At 35.7% G+C, this 23,741-nt stretch carries 22 protein-coding genes; 3 read left to right on the forward strand and 19 right to left on the reverse strand.

The window, feature by feature from the left end; translation table 11 throughout:
• Positions 1 to 42: 42 nt before the first annotated feature.
• The 8 genes from ABXT67_RS01625 to kynU all read right to left on the reverse strand — a co-directional run bounded on the left by ABXT67_RS01625 (position 43) and on the right by kynU (position 7,425).
• Entirely contained in the window at positions 43 to 828 is a 786-nt protein-coding gene (locus ABXT67_RS01625; RefSeq protein WP_415375552.1) for an SDR family oxidoreductase, read from the reverse strand.
• A gap of 24 nt (positions 829 to 852) precedes the next feature.
• Complete coding sequence (locus tag ABXT67_RS01630; RefSeq protein ID WP_415375553.1) at positions 853 to 1,404, reverse strand: GNAT family N-acetyltransferase; 552 nt, start codon at positions 1,402 to 1,404, stop codon at positions 853 to 855.
• A gap of 260 nt (positions 1,405 to 1,664) precedes the next feature.
• Complete coding sequence (locus ABXT67_RS01635) at positions 1,665 to 2,036, reverse strand: methyltransferase domain-containing protein (protein WP_415375554.1); 372 nt, start codon at positions 2,034 to 2,036, stop codon at positions 1,665 to 1,667.
• A gap of 16 nt (positions 2,037 to 2,052) precedes the next feature.
• Positions 2,053 to 3,495, reverse strand: a complete 1,443-nt coding sequence (locus tag ABXT67_RS01640; RefSeq protein ID WP_415375555.1) for an aldehyde dehydrogenase — start codon at positions 3,493 to 3,495, stop codon at positions 2,053 to 2,055.
• A gap of 28 nt (positions 3,496 to 3,523) precedes the next feature.
• Complete coding sequence (locus tag ABXT67_RS01645) at positions 3,524 to 3,946, reverse strand: RidA family protein (RefSeq protein ID WP_415375556.1); 423 nt, start codon at positions 3,944 to 3,946, stop codon at positions 3,524 to 3,526.
• 156 nt (positions 3,947 to 4,102) lie between these two features.
• A complete protein-coding gene (locus tag ABXT67_RS01650; protein WP_415375557.1) occupies positions 4,103 to 5,509 on the reverse strand; it encodes an FAD-dependent oxidoreductase in 1,407 nt (468 codons plus the stop codon).
• 5 nt (positions 5,510 to 5,514) lie between these two features.
• Positions 5,515 to 6,147: a DUF2306 domain-containing protein gene (locus tag ABXT67_RS01655; RefSeq protein WP_415375558.1), complete on the reverse strand. Its 633-nt coding sequence runs from the start codon at positions 6,145 to 6,147 to the stop codon at positions 5,515 to 5,517.
• On the reverse strand, positions 6,148 to 7,425 hold the full coding sequence (kynU, locus tag ABXT67_RS01660; RefSeq protein WP_415375559.1) for a kynureninase: 1,278 nt from the start codon (positions 7,423 to 7,425) through the stop codon (positions 6,148 to 6,150).
• Positions 7,426 to 7,568: 143 nt separating this feature from the next.
• Here kynU and ABXT67_RS01665 point away from each other — a divergent pair, with 143 nt between their 5' ends.
• A complete protein-coding gene (locus ABXT67_RS01665; RefSeq protein ID WP_415375560.1) occupies positions 7,569 to 9,719 on the forward strand; it encodes a T9SS type A sorting domain-containing protein in 2,151 nt (716 codons plus the stop codon).
• Here the strand turns inward: ABXT67_RS01665 and ABXT67_RS01670 are convergent.
• The 4 genes from ABXT67_RS01670 to ABXT67_RS01685 all read right to left on the reverse strand — a co-directional run bounded on the left by ABXT67_RS01670 (position 9,716) and on the right by ABXT67_RS01685 (position 12,824).
• Complete coding sequence (locus tag ABXT67_RS01670) at positions 9,716 to 10,402, reverse strand: hypothetical protein (protein ID WP_415375561.1); 687 nt, start codon at positions 10,400 to 10,402, stop codon at positions 9,716 to 9,718. The genes ABXT67_RS01665 and ABXT67_RS01670 overlap by 4 nt on opposite strands.
• Before the next feature lie 373 nt (positions 10,403 to 10,775).
• The gene (locus tag ABXT67_RS01675) at positions 10,776 to 12,068 is read right to left on the reverse strand and encodes a DASH family cryptochrome (RefSeq protein WP_415375562.1); all 1,293 of its coding nucleotides are present in this window, start codon (positions 12,066 to 12,068) and stop codon (positions 10,776 to 10,778) included.
• Between the two features lies 1 nt (position 12,069).
• Positions 12,070 to 12,207, reverse strand: a complete 138-nt coding sequence (locus tag ABXT67_RS01680; protein ID WP_415375563.1) for a DUF2256 domain-containing protein — start codon at positions 12,205 to 12,207, stop codon at positions 12,070 to 12,072.
• Positions 12,207 to 12,824 carry a flavin reductase family protein gene (locus ABXT67_RS01685; protein WP_415375564.1) on the reverse strand — a complete coding sequence of 206 codons (618 nt, stop codon included), beginning with the start codon at positions 12,822 to 12,824 and terminating at the stop codon, positions 12,207 to 12,209. The genes ABXT67_RS01680 and ABXT67_RS01685 overlap by 1 nt, the downstream gene beginning before the upstream one ends.
• Positions 12,825 to 13,058: 234 nt before the next feature.
• On the opposite strand from ABXT67_RS01685, the gene ABXT67_RS01690 reads away from it, so the two are divergent.
• Positions 13,059 to 13,307: a methyltransferase domain-containing protein gene (locus ABXT67_RS01690; RefSeq protein WP_415375565.1), complete on the forward strand. Its 249-nt coding sequence runs from the start codon at positions 13,059 to 13,061 to the stop codon at positions 13,305 to 13,307.
• A 505-nt stretch (positions 13,308 to 13,812) separates the two neighbouring features.
• Here the strand turns inward: ABXT67_RS01690 and msrA are convergent.
• The 3 genes from msrA to ABXT67_RS01705 all read right to left on the reverse strand — a co-directional run bounded on the left by msrA (position 13,813) and on the right by ABXT67_RS01705 (position 16,594).
• Positions 13,813 to 14,496 (reverse strand): peptide-methionine (S)-S-oxide reductase MsrA, encoded by a 684-nt coding sequence (gene msrA, locus ABXT67_RS01695; RefSeq protein WP_415375566.1) that lies wholly within the window; start codon positions 14,494 to 14,496, stop codon positions 13,813 to 13,815.
• 220 nt (positions 14,497 to 14,716) lie between these two features.
• Positions 14,717 to 15,496, reverse strand: coding sequence for a zinc ribbon domain-containing protein (locus tag ABXT67_RS01700; protein WP_415375567.1), 780 nt, complete (start codon positions 15,494 to 15,496; stop codon positions 14,717 to 14,719).
• Between the two features lie 3 nt (positions 15,497 to 15,499).
• On the reverse strand, positions 15,500 to 16,594 hold the full coding sequence (locus tag ABXT67_RS01705; protein ID WP_415375568.1) for a Nif3-like dinuclear metal center hexameric protein: 1,095 nt from the start codon (positions 16,592 to 16,594) through the stop codon (positions 15,500 to 15,502).
• Between the two features lie 120 nt (positions 16,595 to 16,714).
• Between ABXT67_RS01705 and lpxK the strand changes: the two genes are divergently transcribed.
• On the forward strand, positions 16,715 to 17,728 hold the full coding sequence (lpxK, locus tag ABXT67_RS01710; RefSeq protein ID WP_415375569.1) for a tetraacyldisaccharide 4'-kinase: 1,014 nt from the start codon (positions 16,715 to 16,717) through the stop codon (positions 17,726 to 17,728).
• Here the strand turns inward: lpxK and ABXT67_RS01715 are convergent.
• From ABXT67_RS01715 to ABXT67_RS01730, 4 genes are all read right to left on the reverse strand, one after another.
• Entirely contained in the window at positions 17,725 to 19,983 is a 2,259-nt protein-coding gene (locus tag ABXT67_RS01715; protein WP_415375570.1) for a response regulator, read from the reverse strand. The genes lpxK and ABXT67_RS01715 overlap by 4 nt on opposite strands.
• A 53-nt stretch (positions 19,984 to 20,036) precedes the next feature.
• On the reverse strand, positions 20,037 to 21,032 hold the full coding sequence (gene gap / locus ABXT67_RS01720) for a type I glyceraldehyde-3-phosphate dehydrogenase (protein ID WP_415375571.1): 996 nt from the start codon (positions 21,030 to 21,032) through the stop codon (positions 20,037 to 20,039).
• Between the two features lie 14 nt (positions 21,033 to 21,046).
• On the reverse strand, positions 21,047 to 21,919 hold the full coding sequence (gene lipA, locus ABXT67_RS01725) for a lipoyl synthase (protein WP_415375572.1): 873 nt from the start codon (positions 21,917 to 21,919) through the stop codon (positions 21,047 to 21,049).
• 193 nt (positions 21,920 to 22,112) lie between these two features.
• Positions 22,113 to 23,732 (reverse strand): S8 family peptidase, encoded by a 1,620-nt coding sequence (locus ABXT67_RS01730; protein ID WP_415375573.1) that lies wholly within the window; start codon positions 23,730 to 23,732, stop codon positions 22,113 to 22,115.
• Between the last annotated feature and the right edge of the window lie 9 nt (positions 23,733 to 23,741).

Consider the following 23,741-nt stretch of genomic DNA (forward strand, 5'->3'; position numbering starts at 1 on the left):
TCGTTGAAAATTTCTTTGATTCGTTAAAGTTACACTAATTTTTTAAAGGCTTTTTGTACGTCCACCATCAACCGGTAAATTAATTCCATTGATGTAACTCGCTGCCGGACTCGCTAAAAACGCAATCGCACTTGCTAACTCTTCAGGTTTTGCAAAGCGTTTGGCAGGGACAATACTTTTCATAAAAGCTTCCGCTTTTTCTACAGAGCCATCAAAACGTTTAGCGGTATTACTTAAAATGCTATCAAGTCTTTCCGTAGCTGTAAAACCGGGTAATACATTGTTTACAGTAATACCAAATTGCCCCAACTCATTCGCCATTGTTTTACTCCAACTAGAAACCGCGCCACGTATTGTATTACTTACTCCTAAGCCATCGATAGGTTGTTTCACCGAGGTTGATAAGACATTAATAATACGCCCATAATTATCAGCTTTCATTCCAGGAACAACCGCTTGCGTTAAAATATGGTTGCACTCAAGATGCATTGAAAAAGCATTGATAAACTCAGAGGTATCTGCGGAAAATATTGGACCACCTTTAGGACCTCCAGTATTATTTAATAGAATATGGAAGTTTTTATCTTGTGCAGCAGTCTTTACTTTTTCTTTAAGTAATTGTGGGTTTGTGAAATCTGCCACAATATAATCGTGTTGTTGACCATCTTGCGTTGCTAGCGTTTTAAGAGATGCTTTTAGCTTGTCCTCACTGCGTGCTACCAATGTAATAGTTGCACCCAATGAAGCCAGTTCCTGAGCTGTTGCTTCGCCTATTCCAGCACTACCGCCGCAAATCATTGCGTTTTTATTTTTTAGGTTGAGATTCATGATGTATTTCTTTTATTTATTTTATTAGTTTTTTCGCTCGTCAGTTTCTAAAATAGAATATTCGAAATTATCTGACCAGCCATTTTTTAATGGCAATATTTTTCTTCCACGGCCTTCTTGTGTCATTCCCACTTTTTCAAGAACTTTAATTGAACCTATATTTCCCACTGCACATCCTGCCTGAATTCTATGCAACTTAAGTGTTTCAAAACCGAAATCTAATATCAAGTTAACAGCTTCTTTAGCAAATCCTTTTCGCCAATAATCAGAATGTATTTTATACCAGATTTCGCCTCTACTATATTTTTTACTTCCCATGTTTAAACCAAACAATCCTCGAAATTCTTTGTCCTCATTTCGCTCAATGGCAAAAGTGTAATTTTTAATTTCTTCAATTTCTGTATCAGCAATCCAAGGTTCAATAACCAACTTTGTTTCTTCGATATTATTTGGAATCCCTAAAGTGTTAAATTCATCAGTTTCCGGCAATGAATGAAGAATGTGAATTGACTCTAAATCAGACGAGCTTATTAGCCTTAACTTAATTCTATCAGAACGGAGTGTTATGTTACTCATAAGACCTGCCAATTATTTTTGTTAGCATTTGGCTTTTTTGTACTATTCATATTGTGTCGCTTTCTTTAGTTCCGTTAGCTTTTTTATATTTTTTAGCGACTATTTCAATTATTTTAAAACAACTTTATTTTAGTGCTGTTATAAGAAGGTCTAAAGTATGATAGTAAAAATAAGTTCATCTCCATTAGTAATGGCTAAAAAACCTGAACGATCACAATCTCCTTCAATAAAACTTAGATCTAGAATCCCCTCGTTCTTGATTAAATTATTACAATCTGATTGGGACAAATATGGAATACAAAACTCCCCATCATAGCATCCAATTTTCCGTCTATAGTATCAATTTTCAGGAAGTCAATTACAGCAGGCCGATGATTCTTTCTAGCAGGGCTAACCATCTGTTCCGAAGTGTCAATTCCTTCTATTTTTAACTTTTGATTGTTAGATAGCAGGTATTTCGTAATGTTTCGAAGTCCGCAGCCAATTTCTGAAATCAAGGTGTTTTTCTTAGGAATTAAATCAAGGATAGCCTCATATGTGTCATTATACAATGCTAAACCCAAATACTTGTCTTTGTGGCCTTTAGATATTATTTCCAAAGTATTAAATGTTTCTGGACAGGCATTCATCATTCAATTTCAAACATACCTACCAACTCACACAAACATTCTTAGCTTCCGTAAAAAATTTAAGTGCTTCAAAGCCACCTTCGCGGCCTACGCCACTTTGTTTTACACCTCCAAAAGGCGTTCTTAAATCACGATTCAACCAGGTATTGACCCATACAATTCCGGCTTCAATTTCTTTTGAAACGCGCATGGTACAGTTTATATTCGACGTCCATAGCGTAGCAGACAACCCGTATTTAACATCATTCGCCATTGCAATCGCCTCCTCCTCTGTGTCAAAGGGCATGATTGTAACAACAGGTCCAAAAATTTCTTCTTGATTGAGTTTGCAGTTGTTTGAGGTTACTTCAATAATGGTAGGCTCTAAATAATACCCTTGTTCCATTGCTTTTACCGTTACACGATTTCCACCGCTTAAAATGGTTCCACCTCCACCTTCTGTCAATGCAATATACGATTGCACTTTTTCTAAATGTTCTTTTGAAACGAGCGCGCCAATATTGGTATCTGCTTTAGAAGGGTCTCCCACTTTCAATGCCGCAACTTTCGCCACAAAATCACTTTTAAATTTGGAATAAATTTTGCGCTCCACGAAAATCCGACTTCCACAGAGACAAATCTGCCCTTGATTTGCAAAAGAAGATCTTACTGTAATCGCTAGCATTTTGTCATAGTCACAATCAGCAAAAATTAGGTTTGGGTTTTTTCCTCCTAATTCTAATGACAATTTTTTAAACATAGGAGCAGCAGTTCTTGCAATATGCTCACCTGTTTTTGTTCCGCCTGTAAATGAAATGGCTTTAATATTTGGGTGTTCTACAATAGCTTGACCCGTTTCTGGACCTATACCTTGAACGATGTTTAAAACCCCTTTAGGCAATCCTGCTTCAGTTAAAATTTCGCCTAAAAGAAACGCAGTCAAAGGCGTTACTTCACTTGGTTTTGCAACCACACAATTTCCTGACGCAATAGCGGGTGCTACTTTCCAAGTAAAAAGATATAAGGGTAAATTCCACGGTGAGATACAGCCTACGACCCCTATGGGTTGTCGTAAAGTGAAATTCATAGTGTTCATTCCTACGCTTTCGTGCGCTTCACTTGCAAATTGGGTAATGGCATTTCCAAAGAACCGGAAGTTTGACGATGCTCTTGGAATATCAACTGCTTTTGCGAGGCTCAACGGTTTTCCATTATCCAAGGATTCAGCTTCGGCTAATTTATCTAAGTTCTGTTCAATTAAATCTGCAACCTTAATTAGTATTTTGCTGCGTTCGTCAATGGTTGTATTGCTCCAAGAAGGAAATGCTTTTGCAGCTGCTTTGTATGCATTTTCAACATCGGCTTTTTTAGATTTAGCTAGTTTACCGTATACTTCTCCGTTGCTTGGATTGTATAGGTCAAGCCAATCGTCTGCTACTGGGTCTGCATAATTTCCGTCGATGTAGTTATTTAAATACTCCATAAGCTCGCTACTACTATTTTATTTGCCATTACAACGGCTTATAAGCCGTTACTCTAATCTCTATAACAAGATGTGGATGGGGCAGTTGGTGTACTGCAACTGTTGTTCTTGCAGGTCCAGTTTCTTTGCTAAAAAACTCACCATATACTTCGTTATAACCTCCAAAATCATTCATGTTCACTAAAAAACTCCCCACATCAACGACATCTTCAATTGTAGCATTTTCAGTAGCTAGCGTGTCTTTTATGTTATTTAAAACAGCACGCGTTTGTTCTTTGATATCGAGAAAAATGGTGCCCATTTCATCAATTTTATTTGCACCGGCAATCGTGTTGTCCGGTAAGCGGGAACTTGTTCCACTAACAAACAGAAAATCACCTGCTCTTTTTATATGCGGATAAGCGCCTCTTGGCGTTGCTTTTCCTTTTACTACAGTACTTGTTTTTGTCATAATTTTATTTTGAATCAAGACTTCTTTCGCTTCGTTCTCTTTTTGAACCACGACGCAAGACTTTTTATTTAAAGATTATTCTTTCAACTTTCTTACAATTAATTCTATTGTCTTGTTTCCGGCAATAAGCGCAGCGAATGATCTTGGCTCTTTGTTCTACAAGTTACCTATTATAGAATCATCATGCAAGATGGCTTGGGTTTCATCTTTTACAATTTTTAATAGAGTAGCTGGCTCATCATCCTCTGAAACCTTGCCTTCATCTAATAAATTTAAGATGGCTTTATCTTGTGCTCTTCCCCTTCGCAACGCTTCGGCATAGCCTATGTTTTCATTAAAAGTTACTAAAGAGTATTTACTTGAATAATCTTGAGGAAACTTTGATTCTAGCGCCATTTCAATTTTTCTTTTTCTTTGAAATAACGGGCTTGCCGTATGCTCTTTCATTTCGTGAAAATTATCAACGGCGAGATCTGCAATGGCATCGGTGTCTAATTTGCGAGCTTGTTCATATTCCTTGAATACTTTCTTCCAATTAATTTCGTCCCCTTTTTGATTTTCTAACACCTCATCAAAAACAACTACATCTTCAAATGAAGCATTCATTCCTTGCCCATAAAATGGAACAATGGCGTGCGCTGCATCTCCAAGAATTAGGGTCTTTCCGTAGCTATTCCAAGGAGAACATTTAATTGTCCCCAGAGGCCCTGTGGGATTGTTAAAAAATTCTTCAACAAGATTGGGCATCAATGCTACAGCATCTGGATATTCTTTTGTGAAATATTCTGTCACCATTTCTGATGTATTAAGATTATCAAAACAGTAATCGCTATTTGAATAAGGTGCAAATAATGTTACGGTAAAGCTTCCATCAAGATTGGGGAGTGCAATCAACATATCTTCCCCTCGAGGCCAAATATGTAATGCTCCTTTTTCAGTTCTATACCCTCCATCTTCCGTTGCTGGAATAGTTATTTCTTTATAACCGTGCGTTAAATAGTCTTGTGAAAAGCTGAACAAGAATTTCCTATCATTGAACATACTTCTCCTAATTACAGATCCAGCGCCGTCCGTTCCTAAAATAATATCTCCTTGAAGCTTGATTTTTTCCTTTGTAGTATAATCTTCAAAAATTGCAGAGGCACTTTCAAGGTCTACGGTTTTGCAGCCTTTATTAAAAATAATTTGTACGTTGGGCATTGCTTCCGCCGCATTGAGAAGCATCATATTTAAGCCTGGGCGTGAAATGGAGTTTATAAATTCGCCATCGCGACCGCTATAGTTGCTCATAAAGGTATTCCCTTCTTTGTCATGAATCATTCTCCCTAACATAGGAATGCATAATTTTCTGGCCTCTTCCTCAAGACCGGCTAGTCGCAGACCTTTGAGACCTCTATCGCTTAATGATAAGTTTATCGATCTTCCCGCGTCTAGAGTAGCATCGCGTAAATCTGGTCGCTTTTCAACGAGTGTTACTTGGAATCCACGTTGTGCCATTCGTAAGGCGAGTAAGCTTCCACAGAGTCCTGCACCTACAATTAATATGTTTTGATTATTTGTCATGTTTTTTATGTTCTTTTTGCTAATCTTATTTTTCTCATCCAATAATAAATATAAACTCCACCAATAATTCCTGGAACAAACCAATTATAAATACCTGGCAAAATTTGGTTTACAACGGCAAAGGCAGAGACTGCCGCAATGTATCCACCCATCATATTTCCTAAATGCATTCGCAACCAACGTTCTTTTAGCATTTCCTTTTTTCTCAAGACCCGTATTGTGTTCAATGCAGCCAAGATCCCTAAAAGGCCAAATACCAATAATACAATATTGACAACACCGTATATAATCAAAGGTAGCAAAACCATACAACTGGCTATAACTAGCATTGATATATTACCAATAATATCTATAGTTACACGATCTATTTTCTTCTTAAAACGAAGCGCGCTATACCCGGTAATTAAAAAATATAAACTAAACAACCCTATTGAGAATAAAAAAGGACTGTGGTGACCAGGTAAACACGCTATCAATAAAGCAATTACAGCAGATATGATCATACTGTGAAAAAAATATTTTCCTGAGGCTCTGTGTTTTTTACTTCCTTTTTTAAATACTATTGCCAACGAACCAAAAATCAAGGCCAGACCTCCAAAACCTGCGTGAATGTATATAAGTATCGCAGCAGTCTCCATCTACTCTAGCACAGATTTTAATCGTTTAACAAACTCAAATACATCCTCAAAACTATTATACAAAGGTGCTGGAGCCACTCTTATCACATCAGGTTCGCGCCAGTCACTTATAACACCTGCTTTCGTTAATGCGGTGTGCAATCCTTTGTCTGCATTCTTGACTTGTATGCTTAATTGGCATCCTCTTTCTTTTTTGTTTCTAGGAGTAATTATATTTATTTGATCATCATTTAAATCATCTAAAAGAAATTCGAGAAAGCCTGTTAATTTTTCTGATTTAGCTCTCAAATTCTCAAACCCTGCTGCTTCAAACACGTCTAAACTCGACCGTATTGCTGCCATAGACAATATAGGTGGATTACTTAACTGCCATCCTTCTGCTCCAGATAATGGATCAAAGTCATGACGCATATTAAAACGCGTGTCTTTGTTGTGACCCCACCAGCCTGCAAAACGCGGCAAAGTATCGTTATCTGCGTGACGTTCGTGAACAAAGCAACCTCCCAAACTCCCAGGACCACTGTTTAAATATTTATAACTACACCAAACAGCAAAATCTGCTCCCGTTTCATGCAAGTCTGGCTGAATATTACCAGCTCCGTGTGCCAAATCAAATCCAACCTTACAGCCATGTTTATGACCCAATTGTGCGATTTTCTTTAATGGAAAATGCTGCCCACTATAATAGTTTGTACTTCCAATCATTAAGAGCTCAATTTCTTCTCCTTGCGTTCGAAGTATTTCTTCAAGGTCTTCAAACCTGCAGGTTTCTTCGCCTTTTCTTGGTGTCCAAAGTATAAGACCATCTTTAGGATAAAACCCGTGAAACTTGAGCTGGCTCTCCATGGCATATTTGTCACTTGGGAAAGCATCACTCTCTACTACGATTTTATATTTTGTTTTTGTAGGTTGGTAGAAACTAACCATCATTAAATGAAGATTGGTCGTGAGCGTGTTCATCATTACCACCTCACTTGACTTTGCTCCCACAATTTTTGCCATACTCTCGGTTAAAAACTCGTGGTAGGACAACCAAGGATGCTTTGCATCTGTATGTCCTTCCACCCCGTGCTTTTGCCAATCGTCTAATTCTTGCTGAATATACTCTTTAGTCTGAACAGGTTGTAATCCTAGAGAATTTCCGCAGAGATACACAAGTGTGTTCCCGTTTGCGTCTGTGGGCAGTAAAAACTTGCTTCGGAAATGTCTCAAAAGATCCTCTTGATCACATTGTTGTGCAAAATCTAATGAATTTTGAAATGTGTACTGATTCTTCACTTTTCTAATAGTTTTTACCAAAAGTAAGGATTATTAAAAACCATTGCTTGTATTATCACTTCTTTTTTAACGATAACTAAGTTTAAAAGGTAGTGTAATTTTAAGTAAATTTGTGTTGTTTTATATTTTTAAAAAATCTTTGAATGAAATCACTTATTATCTTATTAATAAGCCTAACGTCATTTTTTACTTTTGGACAGAGTATCGCTAGAGAATGGAATGAAGCTGTTCTTACTGGAATACGTAACGATTTTGCAAGACCTACCGTGCACGCTAGAAATCTTTTCCACTCATCTGTTTTAATGTATGATGCGTGGGCCTTATTTGATGACGAAGCCCAAACATTTTTCTTAGATAAAAAATTAGGTAATTTTCTAACTCCTTTTGATGGTTTTGATCCTTCTGAAAGTATCGAAATTTCAAGAGAAAAAATCATTAGTTATGCTTTATTCAGATTAATTAAGCATCGATTTAAAAATTCGCCTGGATTAGATAACATAGAAGAAGCCATAAATCAAATTATGCTATCCCATGAATTTGACATAAATTTCACAAGCACAGATTATAGTGCGGGCAATGCTGCTGCCTTAGGAAATTATATGGCGCAACAAATGATAGCTTTTGGTTTGCAAGATGGTTCAAATGAATCAAATGACTATGTGAATAGATTTTACGAACCGATTAATCTATTTCTGGATACAGAGCTTCCTGGGAATCCCAATATAGTTTATCCTAATAATTGGCAACCTCTTAAAATTGATGATTTTATAGATCAAAGTGGGAACGCAATTCCTGGAGGAACTCCAGAACATTTAAGCCCTGAATGGGGATTGGTAACACCATTTTCATTAACCGAAGAAGATGCTACTATTTTAGAAAGAAATAATCAGGAGTATAAAATATACAATAATATTGCTGAACCTTCGTATATAAAAAATGGCTTAGGAATAGAAGACCCATACAAATGGGGATTCGCGATGGTTTCCGTATGGGCTTCTCATTTAGGTATTCAAAATGATACTATTATAGATATCTCACCAAGACGTATTGGAAATTCAACTCTTTTTCCTGAAGACTTTGATGAATACAAAGAATTCTATAATTTCATTGATGGTGGAGATCTCGGGTCTGGTTGGACATTAAACCCTGTTACAAATCTCCCCTATGAAGAACAAATGGTAAAACGGAGTGATTACACCAGAGTACTGGCTGAGTTTTGGGCAGACGGACCCGATAGCGAAACACCCCCTGGGCATTGGTTTACAATACTTAATTATGTAAATGATCAACCTAGTCTTGTAAAGAAATTTAAAGGAGAGGGTGAAATTCTTTCTGATTTAGAATGGGATGTTAAAGCTTATTTTATTTTAGGGGGTGCGATGCATGACGCTGCTATTTCTGCTTGGAGTAATAAAGGTTATTATGACTACATAAGACCCATTAGCGCTATAAGGTACTTGGCAGATCGCGGGCAATCAACTGATGTTAATCTGCCAAATTACCATTTACACGGAATACCACTTATAGAAGGATATATTGAACTTGTAGATATAGATGACCCACTCGCGGGGTCAACTCAGCAAAATCTAAATAAAATCAAACTTTACACTTGGCGAGGACCAAAATTTATCAATGATCCGGACTTTGATACCGCTGGGGTGGGATGGATCATGGCAGAAGATTGGTTACCCTACCAAAGACCAACATTTGTAACGCCGCCTTTTGCAGGATTCGTAAGCGGACACTCCACTTTTTCGAGAACAGCGGCAGAAGTGCTCACTCTTTTTACAGGAAGTGAATTTTTCCCCGGAGGCATAGGCGTTTTTGAAATAAAACAATACGATTTTTTATTATTTGAAACGGGTCCAACTCAAGATATGGAACTACAATGGGCTACTTATAGAGACGCTAGTGAACAAACTAGTTTATCAAGAATATGGGGAGGCATACATCCTGCAATTGATGACATTCCCGGAAGGAAAATGGGAGAAAAAATTGGAATTCAGGCTTTTGATTTTGGAGAAAAATGCTTTGAAGGCCTAAATATATTAGAACCTATTGTTTTCCCTAATCCGGCTGGCGATTTTATTACAATATTATATGAAGAAACGACACCATTAAATTGTGTTATTTTCGACACTTTTGGTAGAAAAATATATAGCACAACGGCAACTTTTGATAAGTCTGGTAATTTTACGGTTGATGTTTCAAGTTTACAACCTGGTATTTATATAATTGCCCTTCAAGATGGAAACAAAGAAAATGTTTTTGCTAAAAGGTTTATTAAAAATTAATGGACACTAATATTCGTAAAAAAAAGTTCTAGCCCTCCTTGGCCTTTATGCATTTTAGCTATTTTGATCCCGTTAAAATCTTCATAATCTTCCCACGTTGTTGTCATTGAGGCTTCGGGCGCGTTTCCTTTTCTAAAAACCCATTCTTTTAACATAAAATCCTTTCCGTAATAAAAATCATAGGCGTCACCGGGGGTATATCCACCTTCATCACCATAGGTAAGTGTCAACATATTCAAAGTATCCTTGGACATAGGTGCTATTTGATTTTCCTTTTCTGAAATTTTAGTTCCTTCATCCCATACAAGATTATAGGGTGCCAGCAACCAGAATTTATCATTAATAAAGGCAGCATCATATTGTTTTGAAATGCTGTCCAAAGCATTGCGGTTAAAACGCACTGTATCTTTTGCGGTTGTCATGGTGATATCATTAGTTTTAGGTTTCCAAGCCCAAGCTCTGCCTCCATTACTCTGTCCATTTCTAGCAACATTAAACGTGAAGTTAATCAACTCTACATCTTTCCAATTTTCAAAACCGTTTTTATAGGCAATTGTTTCAGCAGTAGTAAAAACTTTATTCTTTTCTATTTCTAAGGACTCATTATTTTCTTCTGTCGTTCGTTTTTCTTTACAAGCGTTAAAAACGGATAACAGTATTAATAGAATAAACATATTTTTCATTTGGAATGTTTTTCAGTAAAAATAAGAATTTATAGTGCTACATTTAATATATAATCTATAAAGATATAGCGATTACAGAAGTAAATTTAATTGAGAAAAGCCCACTAATCGTTTTGGGAGAAATGACGATTACACACGAAAATGGAATTACAGGAATAAAGGATGCTCGAGCATCTTTTTGTCGCTGCGAAAAAAGTTTAACTATGGCTTTCTTTAATGGAGCCCATAATACTCAGTAGACAGCATCAGTTAGCAGTGGCAGTTTTTTGACATCACAAAATTATGTTTATTTTAAATAGATTAAAAAAACCTTTTGAACTCCCGAACGGGATTTTTAAGTTAAAAATTACAATAAATCATTAAAAAAACAACGTTACAACCATAAATCTACAAACTCCTTATCTGGGTCATACACCGCTGCTTGTCTTTCTATATTAAACTTGCGATCTCTTGGATCATTCCCAACGCCCGCTAAATACTGCCAATTTCCCCAATTGCTATGGACATCATAGTCAATAAGCATGCTTTCAAAATAACTAGCGCCTATGCGCCAATCTTGCTGTAGTTCTTTAGCCCAAAAGCTCGCTACGTTTTGCCTGCCACGATTGCTCATCCATCCAGTAGCGGCAATCTCTTTCATATTTGCATTTACAAATGCATACTTCGTTTTTCCAGAAATCCATTGTTCTTTTTTTTCTTCTGAAGCTTCCCAATGATATTCATTGTTGAGAATGCCATCAATTTGAAATAATGAATCGCCATGTTTGAGTGAAACATATTTAAAAAAATCACGCCAAATTAATTCAAATATCATCCAATAGGTATCTTGGTTTTTTTGGACTTCCTTTTCATATTTTTTAACTTCCCAATATACTTGCTTTGCCGAAATACTTCCATTTGCCAGCCATGCCGAAAATTTTGAACTATACGCTGTTCCTATCAATCCATTACGCGTTTTCTTGTAGTTCGCAATGTTATGAGATTCCCATATATATTGATGTATTCTTTTAAGTCCACTAGAAGCTCCTCCTGAAAACGGAAAAGCAGTTTTTTCATCTTTAGAAAATGATTCATGACCCAATTCTTCCAAACTTGGGATCGAAGCACTATCTTTAATAGAAAGTGAGAACTTGTTTTCTTGAACTATTTCTGGTTCTGAAATGATTGACGACACCTGTGCGTATTTTTCACACTTCTTTCTGAATTCCGTAAAAACTCTTGGAATTTTTTTAAAATCGTCATAGGGGACATCATCTGGATGAAATAAAAATTGATCATACGACTCGTTCCAAGATATAATAGCGTCTAATTGTTTTTGTATCGACTGGTTTACACTAATTTCATCACGAGTCCATTCTTTTTGTAAATAGATATTTTCGATTTTATACTGCACTACAACTTTAGGAATCGATACTTCTGGCGGCTCAAAAAACACCAATAGGGGGATGTTTATTTTTTCTAATTGTACCTTTAAATCTTTTATTGTTTCAATTAAAAATTGTGATCTATAGACACCTGTCCTTATAAATCCAAATTCATTTTTTTGAAATAATCGAGGGTCAAAAAAATATACAGCTATGACATCTGCATTGTTCTTACAAGCTTCAACTAAAGAATGATTATCCTTAATTCGCAAATTATTTCGAAACCAAATTAAATTTTTCATACTACTTTTTATTTCGTCTACAGCGTTCACTGCAGTAGATAATTTGTTCCCAGTTTCGTTCCCATTTTTTACGCCACGAAAATGAAAACTGACATACTGGACAAGTTTTTTGAGGGAGATTCACCTTTTTATGTGCCATTAGTCCTTAGGTCTGGCGTATTCAAATCTTGATAAAAGATGTGGTAATGCATACCCATCCAATCCATTTACAGCAACAGTTTCTGCATTTTGAAGGGACAAAAACCCATCCTCCTGGAGTATCCCATCGTCACAATATATATGCTGAATACTAGCGACAATTAATAAACAATCGTTTTCTTTAATATGATATTCATTAACGTACTTGCATCCCAGCTGAATCTTAGCATCTTTTATATACGGCGCAAAAAAGTCGTTTTTATAGACGGGTTCGAATTCGGTTTTATCAAATTCTGAAATACCCCCATCATATTTAGCTGAGGTATGATGCGCATCTTTAATCACATCTTTATGAATATGATTAACCGTGAACGCCATAGTCTTTTTAAGATTATCAAAAGTATTTCTAGTAACGGTCGTAGGCCTCAAAACAAACCCCAATAGCGGGGGATTACTACCCAAATGAGTCACACTACTAAACACGCCTATGTTCGTAATACCATCGTTAGATTTTGTAGCAATCAGGTTGGCAGATTTATAACCGGTACAGCTATTGATGAGATTAATCCTGTACAATTTTTCAAGTTTTGAAATGTCTTTTAAAGTAAAGTGATTCATTTTTTAAAGATAAAATTTTGTTGACTATTTAACATCAGTCTTTAAACAAAATTAACAATTGAGACATTTTATTATATCTACGATAAAATAGAGCACGATGGATTGCGATAAAGCATTTAAAATAAATAAGGAAATATAGCAAAACGAGGCGATTTGCAAGCGGCAAATGAATTTTACAATGTAGGTATTTGGAAAAAAGAAGCCTCAAGTTAAGACTCACATGAGCTCGCAGCTTTGGGAAATATTTCGGATAAAAAGTTATGGCATTTACAATCTCATTTTGGACAGGTTACCCTAAGCTGGAACAGAATAGGTGTTCAATGCACTGGCGTTGATATTAGCGAAGTAGCCATTGCATTAATTCAATCTTATGCTAAAGAATTGGCCATAGATGCTAATTTTGTTTGTTGTAATTTACTAGATGCTTCAAAACACATTACAAACTCTTTTGACATTATTTTTTTACTAGATATCGGACCATAGAATGGCTCCCAGTCCTGAAAACTTGAGCGCAAATGATTGCAGAACGGTCACCTCCTAAAAGCACTATTTATATTATAGATTTTCACCCCATTGCTTGAATGTTTGATTATAAGGTCACCCCTCCAGTAATGATTTATGACTGCCAACAAAAAGAAGCCGTTTTGAAGAATCAATAGGCTCCTGTGCGGCACTATATGCTGTCATTGAAAATAAAAAACACGACTGAAATCATAGTTCAGAAGATTTAATAAGTAGCTAGGCAGATGTTGGATTAACCATTAATTCATTAAAAAAAATTGATGCATCGCCTAATATTGTATTTCCAGATTTAGCAATAAATAAAAATGGACCATATGAATTGCCTTCTAAATTGTATTCACTCTTGTTTGAAGTAATGGCAGTTAAAAAGCAAGCAAAAAATTCAAAAATCAAGTCTCATTAGCGAAAGGCGTTGGAATCTATGGAAGACTCTGTGAGGTTTAAATATTCCTATTGAGGTTAAAAATTAGTGTTTCAAACCTTCCTTTAACAACTCAGGAAATTTCTTTTGAAAACGCTTTAACCTTGGGATGGATACATTTTGAATATAGCCGTTTTCTGGATGCAGTTTTTCATAATCTTGATGATAAGCTTCGCCTTCCCAAAACTTTTCAAATGGGAGTACTTGAGCGCCGACATTACCTTCGCCAACTTCCTTTTCTAGCGCGGCAATTTTGGTGTCAATTATTTTCTTTTGAGCTTTATTTTGATAAAAAATAATAGACCGGTACTGCGACCCTCTGTCGGGTCCTTGCCCATTTATCTGGGTAATGTCTTGAGAACCAAAATACACATCAACTAATTGTGAAAAAGAAATCACTTTTGCATCGTACATAATCTCAACAGCCTCTGCGTGGCCTGTTCTTCCTGTGTTACTAGATTGATAGGAAGGGTTTTCAGTATGGCCACCGCTATAGCCTGAAATAGACTCTTTAACACCCTTTACACTCTCGTAAACAGCTTCTACACACCAAAAGCATCCGCTCGCGAAATAAGCACTATCGAGTTCGTTTTTAGCGGGAACCTCAACAGGTGTTTTTGTTTTTTGTGCAACTGCCTCTGCTTCTTTGTTTGAGGCATTTGGAGATTGGCAGGAAGCCTGCAATGAAACTAGAATTCCCAATGCAAATATTGATATATATATTTTCATATTTATAACATCTTTATTAAAGTGGAGGATGGTATGCCCTAGCAATTATCTTCCACTAGTTTACTATTAATTATAGGGCATTTGATACTTCTTTTATTTTTACTCTAAATTAGTCGCTAATTGATACGTTAACTATCTAAGCAACCATCTTAAAAAATGAAAAGTAATAAAAAAAGCCCTCACAAACTGTGAAGGCTTTGTTATAATTTTATGCGTGGTTTTATTTCATTTTTGCAAATACTTTTTCCATTTTATCACCTTCTTCTTGAGCCAATGCTGGATCTACAAGAATACGACCACTGTGCTCATCTGTAATTATTTTCTTGCGCGAAGCAATTTCTGCTTGTACTTGTGGCGGTATTGTAAAGAAAGACCCACCAGAAGCTCCTCTTTCAACAGGAACAACAGCAAGACCATTCTTAACATTACCACGAATGCGCTTGTAGGCATTTACCAAACGATCTTCAATTTGCTTTTCATACTTTTCAGATTGTTTGATCAAAGATTCTTCTTCTTTTTTAGTTTCAGAAAGAATCTCATTTAACTCACCTTGCTTGTGCTTTAAATGATCCTCTCGAGCACCCAAACGACCTTGTGTCTCTTCGATTACAGTATTTTTCTGTTCGATTTGTGCTTTGTATTCTTTAATGTGCTTTTCAGCAAGTTGAATCTCCAATTCTTGAAATTCCACTTCCTTACTTAGGGCATTAAATTCACGGTTATTTCGCACATTATCTTGTTGCGCCGTGTATTTTTTAATATATTCTTTTGAAGTCTCTATGCTATTTTTCTTAGCTTTGATATCATCTTCTATCACTTCAAGATCAGCCTTTAGCTTCTCCATGCGAGTGTTCATTCCTGCAACCTCATCTTCAAGATCTTGTACTTCTAAAGGCAGTTCGCCACGTACATTCTTGATCTCATCAATACGAGAGTCTATTAGTTGCAAATCATATAAAGCGCGAAGCTTCTCTTCAACAGTAATTTCTTTTGCTGCCATAAATTAAAAATAGCTAATTGGATTTGTATTTATTTCCGATAAAACGATTGCGAAATTACTGATTTTTTTTGTAAGGTGAGCATGTAATAGTTCTTTTGTGTATTGCTCACTTTCATAGTGTCCAATATCTGCCAGAAGTATTTCATTTTCAGCAGTATAAAAGTCGTGATATTTCAAGTCTGCCGTAATAAAAACATCTGCTCCTTTACCAATGGCTGCTTTGATGGCAAAGCTACCGCTGCCCCCTAAAACTGCTACTTTTTTTATCTTTTTATTCAGTAATGATGAATGTCTTATGCATTGTGTATTCATGCTTTGTTTCAAAAATAGAAGAAAATCTGTTTCATTCATTTCATTTTCCAAGGTCCCAATCATTCCCATCCCGAGATGTTGATTTGTGTTTTCTAATGTTGTAATCCCATACGCCACCTCCTCATATGGATGCGTATTAAACAATGCGGCTACTACTTGGTTTTCCAAGTGTGATTGGAATGTTACGTGAATTTGCTCTTCAGGTCCTTGATGGCGAACCCCCTTTTCTCCAATCACAGGATTAGCGCTTTCGTTACCCCTATAACTCCCGATGCCTTGCACAACAAAACCGCATTCGTCATAGTTTCCAATTGCCCCAGCTCCTGCTTTGAACAAGGCCTCTAAAATTGATTGACATTCCTTTTGAGGCGCATAGGTAACTAATTTTTTTACGGTTTGCTCCTTCGGAATTAAAACTGCTCGATTTACAAGACCAAGCTTTTCACAAATTTTTGCATTTACTCCCTGAAAACTATTGTCCAAGGCTGTGTGTACCGCAATAATATTAATGTCATTCTTTATCGCTTTGGCGACGACACGCTCCACATAACTTCTACCAATAATTTTTTTTAAGCCACTAAAAATGATGGGATGAAAGCTTACAACTACATTACAATTCTTGCTTATTGCCTCATCAATAACGCTTTCTAAAGTATCTAAAGTTACGAGTATTCCTTTTACAGCATTAGTTGGATCTCCAACTAATAGCCCTGTATTGTCAAAGTCTTCGGAATAAAACAATGGAGAAAAGTCATTCAATAAAGAAAGTACATCTTTTACAATCATAAGGGATTAAATTTTGAGGTAAATACAATATTACCAAATTAACGATAAAATATTGCATATAATTTATTTTGAAAATAGATTTTTAGAATGAATATCTAAACATATGAGTATTTTCGTAAAATGAATTTATTAAGAAAGTTGTTATTCCCTTTTGCTATAGTATACGGTTGGGTCACTACAATGCGCAATTACTTTTACGATAAAGGCTGGTTTAAAAGCGCCACATATAGAATGCCTATCGTATGCGTGGGCAATTTGAGTGTGGGTGGTACTGGAAAATCTCCTATGGTGGAACTCTTATTATCAATTTTTAAAGAGGACTACAATATTGCAACATTAAGTAGAGGATATAAGAGAAAGACTACAGGGTTTCTTGAAGTAAAACCAACGCATATCGCTACTGAAGTTGGTGACGAACCATTGCAGATAAAACAAAAGTTTCCAGATATTATAGTAGCAGTTTGTGAAGACAGACGCACAGGTATTGAGATGCTGCAAAAAAAGGCAAAGGTCATCCTATTAGATGATGCTTTTCAGCACCGAAAAGTATCACCAAGTTTTAATATTTTACTCACTCCTTTTCACAACCTCTTTTATGAAGACTTTTTGCTGCCTACAGGGAATCTTAGAGAATCTAGAAAAGGAGCCGACAGAGCAGATATTATTGTGGTTACAAAAGTTCCTGAGCGTACTCCGTATGCGAAACTGCAAGAAATTAAGTTTTTGCTAAAACCAAAATCACATCAAAAAGTCTATTTTTCATCCATTGCATATAGCAATGAAATTATTGGTCATGCTGAAAATATGCCATTAGATTATTTGAAAGGAAAGTATTTTACTTTGGTCACTGGAATTGCAAACCCAAAACCATTAGTTGATTTTTTGACAGAACACTCTTTAAAGTTTGAGCATATTAAATATAGGGACCACCACAATTTTTCTGAAACAGAAATTCAGAAACTTAAAGAGAAAGAACTTCTGTTAACAACTGAAAAAGATTTTATGAGGCTGAATGATTCTTTGCAAAAATATGCCTTGTATTATTTACCTATAAAAACGAAAATCTTAAATGAGCAACTTCCCTTCTTTGAAGAATCAATAAAGACTGCTATAGAGGCAAATTTGTTTCGTTAAGAATCTACTGGCATTTTTACAATCACATTGTAAATTTTTTCAAAAAATTCTTCAGGTTTAAAAGGTTTAGGAATAATATCATTAAAACCTGCCTTATAAAAATCATCTAAATTCTCATCAATAGTGACCGCTGTAAGTGCTATTATCGGTATTTGTGAACTAAATTCTCTTATCTTTTGCGTTGCCTCAATACCACTAATTCCTGGCATATGTATATCCATTAATATAATATCAAACTCATTTTGTTCCGCAAGTTTGACTGCATCCAGACCATTGTCTGCTACTTGACAAATCATTTTGTTCTTTTCAAGAATCTTTTTGGTAATCATTTGATTAATCTTATTGTCTTCAACAACAAGCACCTTTTTGTTCGCTAATGCACTAAAATCAACAATCGTTTTATTAATGTCATTATTACTATCAGAAATATTTCCTTCTGAAATATCAATGTCTAAATTAAACCAAAATTTAGACCCCTTCCCCAACTGACTTTCTAGGTGAATTTTACTGTTGAGGAGTTCCAGTAAATTTTTAACAATTGAAAGCCCTAATCCAGTACCTCCAAATTTTCGATTAATTTGTAATGAACCTTGAGAGAAGGTTTCAAAAATACTTTTCTGCTTTTTCTTTGAAATCCCCACCCCATTGTCTTCGATCTCAAAATTCAATTTTACAGTTTTATTCTTTTGGTCAATTTTCTTAATTCGAACTGTAACTTCGCCGTTCTGAGTAAATTTTACCGAATTACCAATAAGATTGATTAGTATCTGCGATAATTTCAATGGATCTCCTAACAGTTTCTGAGGTATATCTTCATCATACTCAAGCTTTAGCAATGTCTTTTTGTCATCTGCAGACTTCTTTAGAGCAATAAGTACATCTTTAATTCTCTTTTCAAGGTCAAAAGATGTTTTTTCAATTTCAACTTTATTCGCTTCTAATTTATTAAGATCAAGAATATTATTAATGAGAGACAAAAGATATTCACCAGAGAATTTTAAAGAATTTAAATGTTCTTTTTGATGTTCCTTAGGGTCCTCTTCTATTAACAAATGAGTAAGCCCAGTTACTGCATAAAGAGGTGTTCTTAGTTCGTGGGTAATTGTAGATAAAAACTGTGCCTTTGCTAGCGATGCTTTTTCTGCCTTTTCTTTTGCTAATAACAACTCGGTATTTTTATCTTGAAGTAAACCGTTTGCCTTTGCTCTTAGATTGTTATTTTTATAAAGAGATAAAGTCAACAACGACAATATTGCTATAAAAGCTATACTGAGAGCATTCGTAACCCTGTTGAAGTTTTCAGAGTTTTCTTTCTCTAAAAGGTCATTCTCTCTATCTAAGATGGTTTGCTTTAATTGACTTATGCTAGATTCTTCATCAACACTTGCTGCTATTGCATTGACATAAATTAAATTTAAAGAATCTGTTTTCTTAATATAGGTATTTAAGTCTGAAATTGCGTTTTTTGTATTTCCTAGATTCGTAGCTATTTCTGAAGATATTTTATAAGAATCTACCTTCAAGTAAGCATAATTATTGTCATTGATAATCTGTAATGCTTCAGATAAGGACTTTTCCGCATCTTTTAAATAAGTGTTTTGTATATCATCGTCTAACATCAATAGCGCCTCTGCTTTATTTAAAAGCGCACATGCTTTTTGATATTTCATATCATACTCATCAAATTGAGTGATACCAGCATTCAAATAATTGACGGCAACTTGTGGCTTATTTCTGAGCAATTCTAGCATCCCTCTTCCCAAAAGTATGTAAGATTTACCCTTCTCATCATTCTTACTTTTATAAATGGAATCAGACATCTTAAAGCGTTTTTCCGCTTTGGCAAAATTAGATAGTTTAGTATCTATTAAGCCTTGCATTAAATAAGCGATTGCAAGACTACTCTTATCTTTAGAAAGATGTATGATTTTTATTGCATCTAAATTTAGCCTTGAGGCTTGATTATAGTTTTGTAGGTGGTATTGTAATTGAACATTGGTTAGAATCGACTTAGCCTTTAACTCTAAACTGTTTACGCTTGCAATAAGTTTATTTGCTTTTGAAATATTTCTAACCGCTAAGTCAAAATTTAAATTTTTAATTGCTTCTGAAGCAGCAGCATTATAACTCTTAAATAAAGTTAATGAATCTTGAAGTGTAAATAGCGCGTCTGGTTGTTGTCCTTGATTAATATTTTGCCCAATAACAGTATTAGCCGTAAGGAATAGCAAAACTATTACGGTACACTTGCTCATTAGATTGGAGGGCTTCAACATCAAAAGAGGGGGTAGTTTATCGGCAAATATAGTTATTTCCTCGATATTTTAAGTGCTAAATCTATTATTCTCGAAGAATATCCGGTTTCATTATCATACCAACCTATTATTTTAACCATTTTTCCAATTACAGAGGTCATTTGAGAATCAAAAATACAAGAATGGGTATTTCCAATTATATCTATGGAAACGATAGGATCTTCGGTATATTCAATAATACCAGCAAAATTTGTTTCAGCAGCATTTTTAAAAAGTGCATTGACCTCATCGATCGTTACTTCTTTCTTAACGTTAAGAGTGATGTCGCATAAAGAACCATTTGGAACCGGCACCCTAATTCCGCAGCCACCAATTACATCATCTAGTTCAGGAAAAATCTTCGTTAATGATTTTGCAGCACCTGTAGTAGTTGGCACTATTGACTGCCCAGCTGCTCTTGCTCTTCTTAAATCTTTATGCGGCTTATCGTGTAAGCTCTGATCGGTTGTATAACTGTGAATTGTTGTTATGTATGCTTGTTCAATCCCGCAAAAATCATTGATAATTTTCAACATTGGAGCAGCATTATTTGTAGTACAAGATGCGTTAGAAACGATTTTTTCTTTTCCGTCTAATATACAGTCATTTACACCTAGAACTACCGTTTTAATAGAATCATCCATTGGCGGCACAGATAGTATTACTTTACCTGCTCCTCCAGCAAGATGCTTTTTAAGCTCGGACTCTGTTTTGAAAATTCCTGTAGCTTCGACGACAATATCCACTCCATCCCACTGTATCTCTTCAATACTGCTTTTTGATGAAAATTTGAAAGATGTCTCACCAACCGTTATAGTGGTTTCTGTGGCAAAAACATTACTTTTCAAAACACCGTGAATACTATCATATTTTAGTAAGTGCGCTAATGTTTTAGCATCCGCAATATCATTTACTGCGACCACTTCAATTTCAGGGTAATCTAATAACAGTCTGTACAAGGTTCTGCCAATACGACCAAAACCGTTGATACCCACCTTTATTGACGCCATATTACGCTTTTTTATTAGGTAAGATGCTTCTGTGCTTTGTAAGATGATCTTACAAGAGGACCACTTTCTACGTGTCTAAAACCCATCTCTAATCCTATAGTTTCATACTTTTTGAATTGCTCTGGCGTAATAAATTCTTTAACAGGAAGGTGTTTTTTTGATGGTTGCAAGTACTGCCCTATGGTAACAATATTTAAATTAACATCTCGAAGATCCCGCATCGTTTTTAAAACCTCTTCTTCCGTTTCTCCAAGCCCTAGCATTATTCCACTTTTAGTTCTTTCGATACCCTTTTCTTTTAGATAGCGGAGGATTTCAAGACTCCGTTCGTATTTTGCTTGAATACGGACTTCGCGAGTTAATCGCTTTACTGTTTCCATATTATGAGATACAACCTCAGGTTTCACAGCGATGATGCGATCTATATTACGGGTATTTCCTTGAAAATCTGGAATTAGGGTCTCTAATGTTGTTTCCGGATTCATTCGTCTGATTGCCTTTACAGTTTCAGCCCAAAGTATAGACCCCATATCCTTAATATCATCTCTATCCACCGATGTAATAACAGCGTGTTTTATTTCCATTAATTTAATGGACCGCGCTACTTTTTCAGGCTCATCCCAGTCCACTGTTTCTGGTCTTCCTGTTTTTACTCCGCAAAACCCACAAGAGCGTGTACAAGTATTCCCTAGTATCATAAAAGTTGCCGTACCTTCGGTCCAGCATTCTCCCATATTAGGACAACTACCAGACGTACATATCGTATGTAAGTCGTATTTTTCTACAAGACCTCTAAGCGCGGTATACTTTTTACCGGTGGGTAATTTAACCCTAAGCCATTTGGGTTTTTTCGCAGTTTGTGGAGGTGATAGAGTTTCTAAATTCATATAGAACAAAGATAACAATAGAAAAGGAAATTATTACGATAATGCAACAATGGAATCTTTATTTTAAGGACCAAATGAGCAACTTTAACATGTAAACGTTACTTTGCTAAAAATTGATCTTTAAATAAATAAAAAATCGCCCAAGAAAAAGTCTGACAAATAAATAATTTATCAGACTTAAAAAAAATAGCGTTTATTCTTTAATAACAATTTTATTGTAGCTGTCAATATTCCCTTCAAAAGAAATTTTAAATATATATGATCCACGAGCCAAATCACTTATACTAACCGAGGTGTTTTGAAAATCATTAATTTCTTTTACTTTTCTTCCATCTACAGCGTAAATAATAACACTTTTCAATTTAGAATTGTCATTTGTAGTTATTGTTATAATTCCGTTTGATGGATTTGGATATAAGTTAACATTCTGATTACTATTAAAACCCTCTACTGAAAGAGACTCACAGCCAGCCATTAAAGCCTGTATTGCATTATTTACATTAAGTCTTCCTCCAGTTGTCGTTATCCCTTCTAAAGAGGCATTAGGATCAACGCCTTCAAATATATAATCGCGTACCAATCTTGCTGCTACAGCTGGGTTAGTTTTAGCTAGATTTGCAAAATTTTGACACGGAGCAGAATACAGTAACGCAATAGTTCCTGTTACATGGGGTGTTGCAGCAGAAGTTCCTCCAAATCCTCCATAACCGTTACCTGATTGCGGAGTAATTGTTCCTGCCCCAGGCGCACCAAGGTCTATAGTTTCAGCACCATATCCAGCAGAAGTCACCTTATTATCTAAAATATTTGTGTTTGTAACCGCTATTAGATATTCACTTGGACACGCCGTTGGTAAATCTCCAATAATGTCTACATTCTGGTTCGCATTGATAGTAGCACCACAGCTCAAAATTCCATTTTCTCCTAGCGTATCATAGAGTCCACACCAGAGTGGTGCGTCATCAGGGTTTCCAAAGTCCACTCCCCAAGAAGCATTTGTCGAAACTACGAAAGCTCCTTCTGCTCCATCCGTTTCATTATATAAAATTCTAGCTTCTAGAACATAGCTATAGGCTTGAATAACGCGCGCTTCGTTTGTGCTAAAATTATTTTTAATAATCATTACTTTAACATCCCAATTTACACCTGTAACTCCTATCCCATTGTTTCCTTGTGCCCCAACAATACCTGCAACAGGTGTTCCATGGCCACCGCCAGATATATTATCATCGTTAGTTACAATGCTCCAGCCTAAATAATCATCGATATAAGTATTACCATCATCGTCAATATCATTATCAGGTATTTCTGCCTCATTAGTCCATAAATTATCACCAAAATCTTCGTGATCTAAATCATGACCGTCATCCAATACGGCAGCGACTATTTCATCCCCGTTCATAGTAAAACCTCCAGTTGAAACATCCCAAGCATCATCTGCATCTATGTCCCTATCATTACTTTGAAAATATTGCCATTGATCATCAAATAAAGTATCATCTGGTGTTGTGGCCCTTGTAGTTACGATATGATTTTTTTGAGCCACCTGTACAAAAGCATTTTTATAAAGTTCGCTTATGACTTCCGCTTCGCTAATTTCTAAAGGCGCTAAACGCAGTAACCAAATATTTAATGGTTTTGAAATTAATTCTGATTCGATTACTTGAATATTACTAAGTGCCTCGGTAACTCTTGATGCAGTAATGTTAGCATCTAATTGAACGAGAATTTCATTTTCAACAAATCGGGCTTGTGATTGCGCGTTTCCGCATAGAAAAAATGACAAGCAAGTAAGTAACAATAATTTTTTCATCTGTATAAA

Source organism: Patiriisocius sp. Uisw_017, assembly GCF_047731265.1.
Lineage (GTDB): Bacteria > Bacteroidota > Bacteroidia > Flavobacteriales > Flavobacteriaceae > Patiriisocius.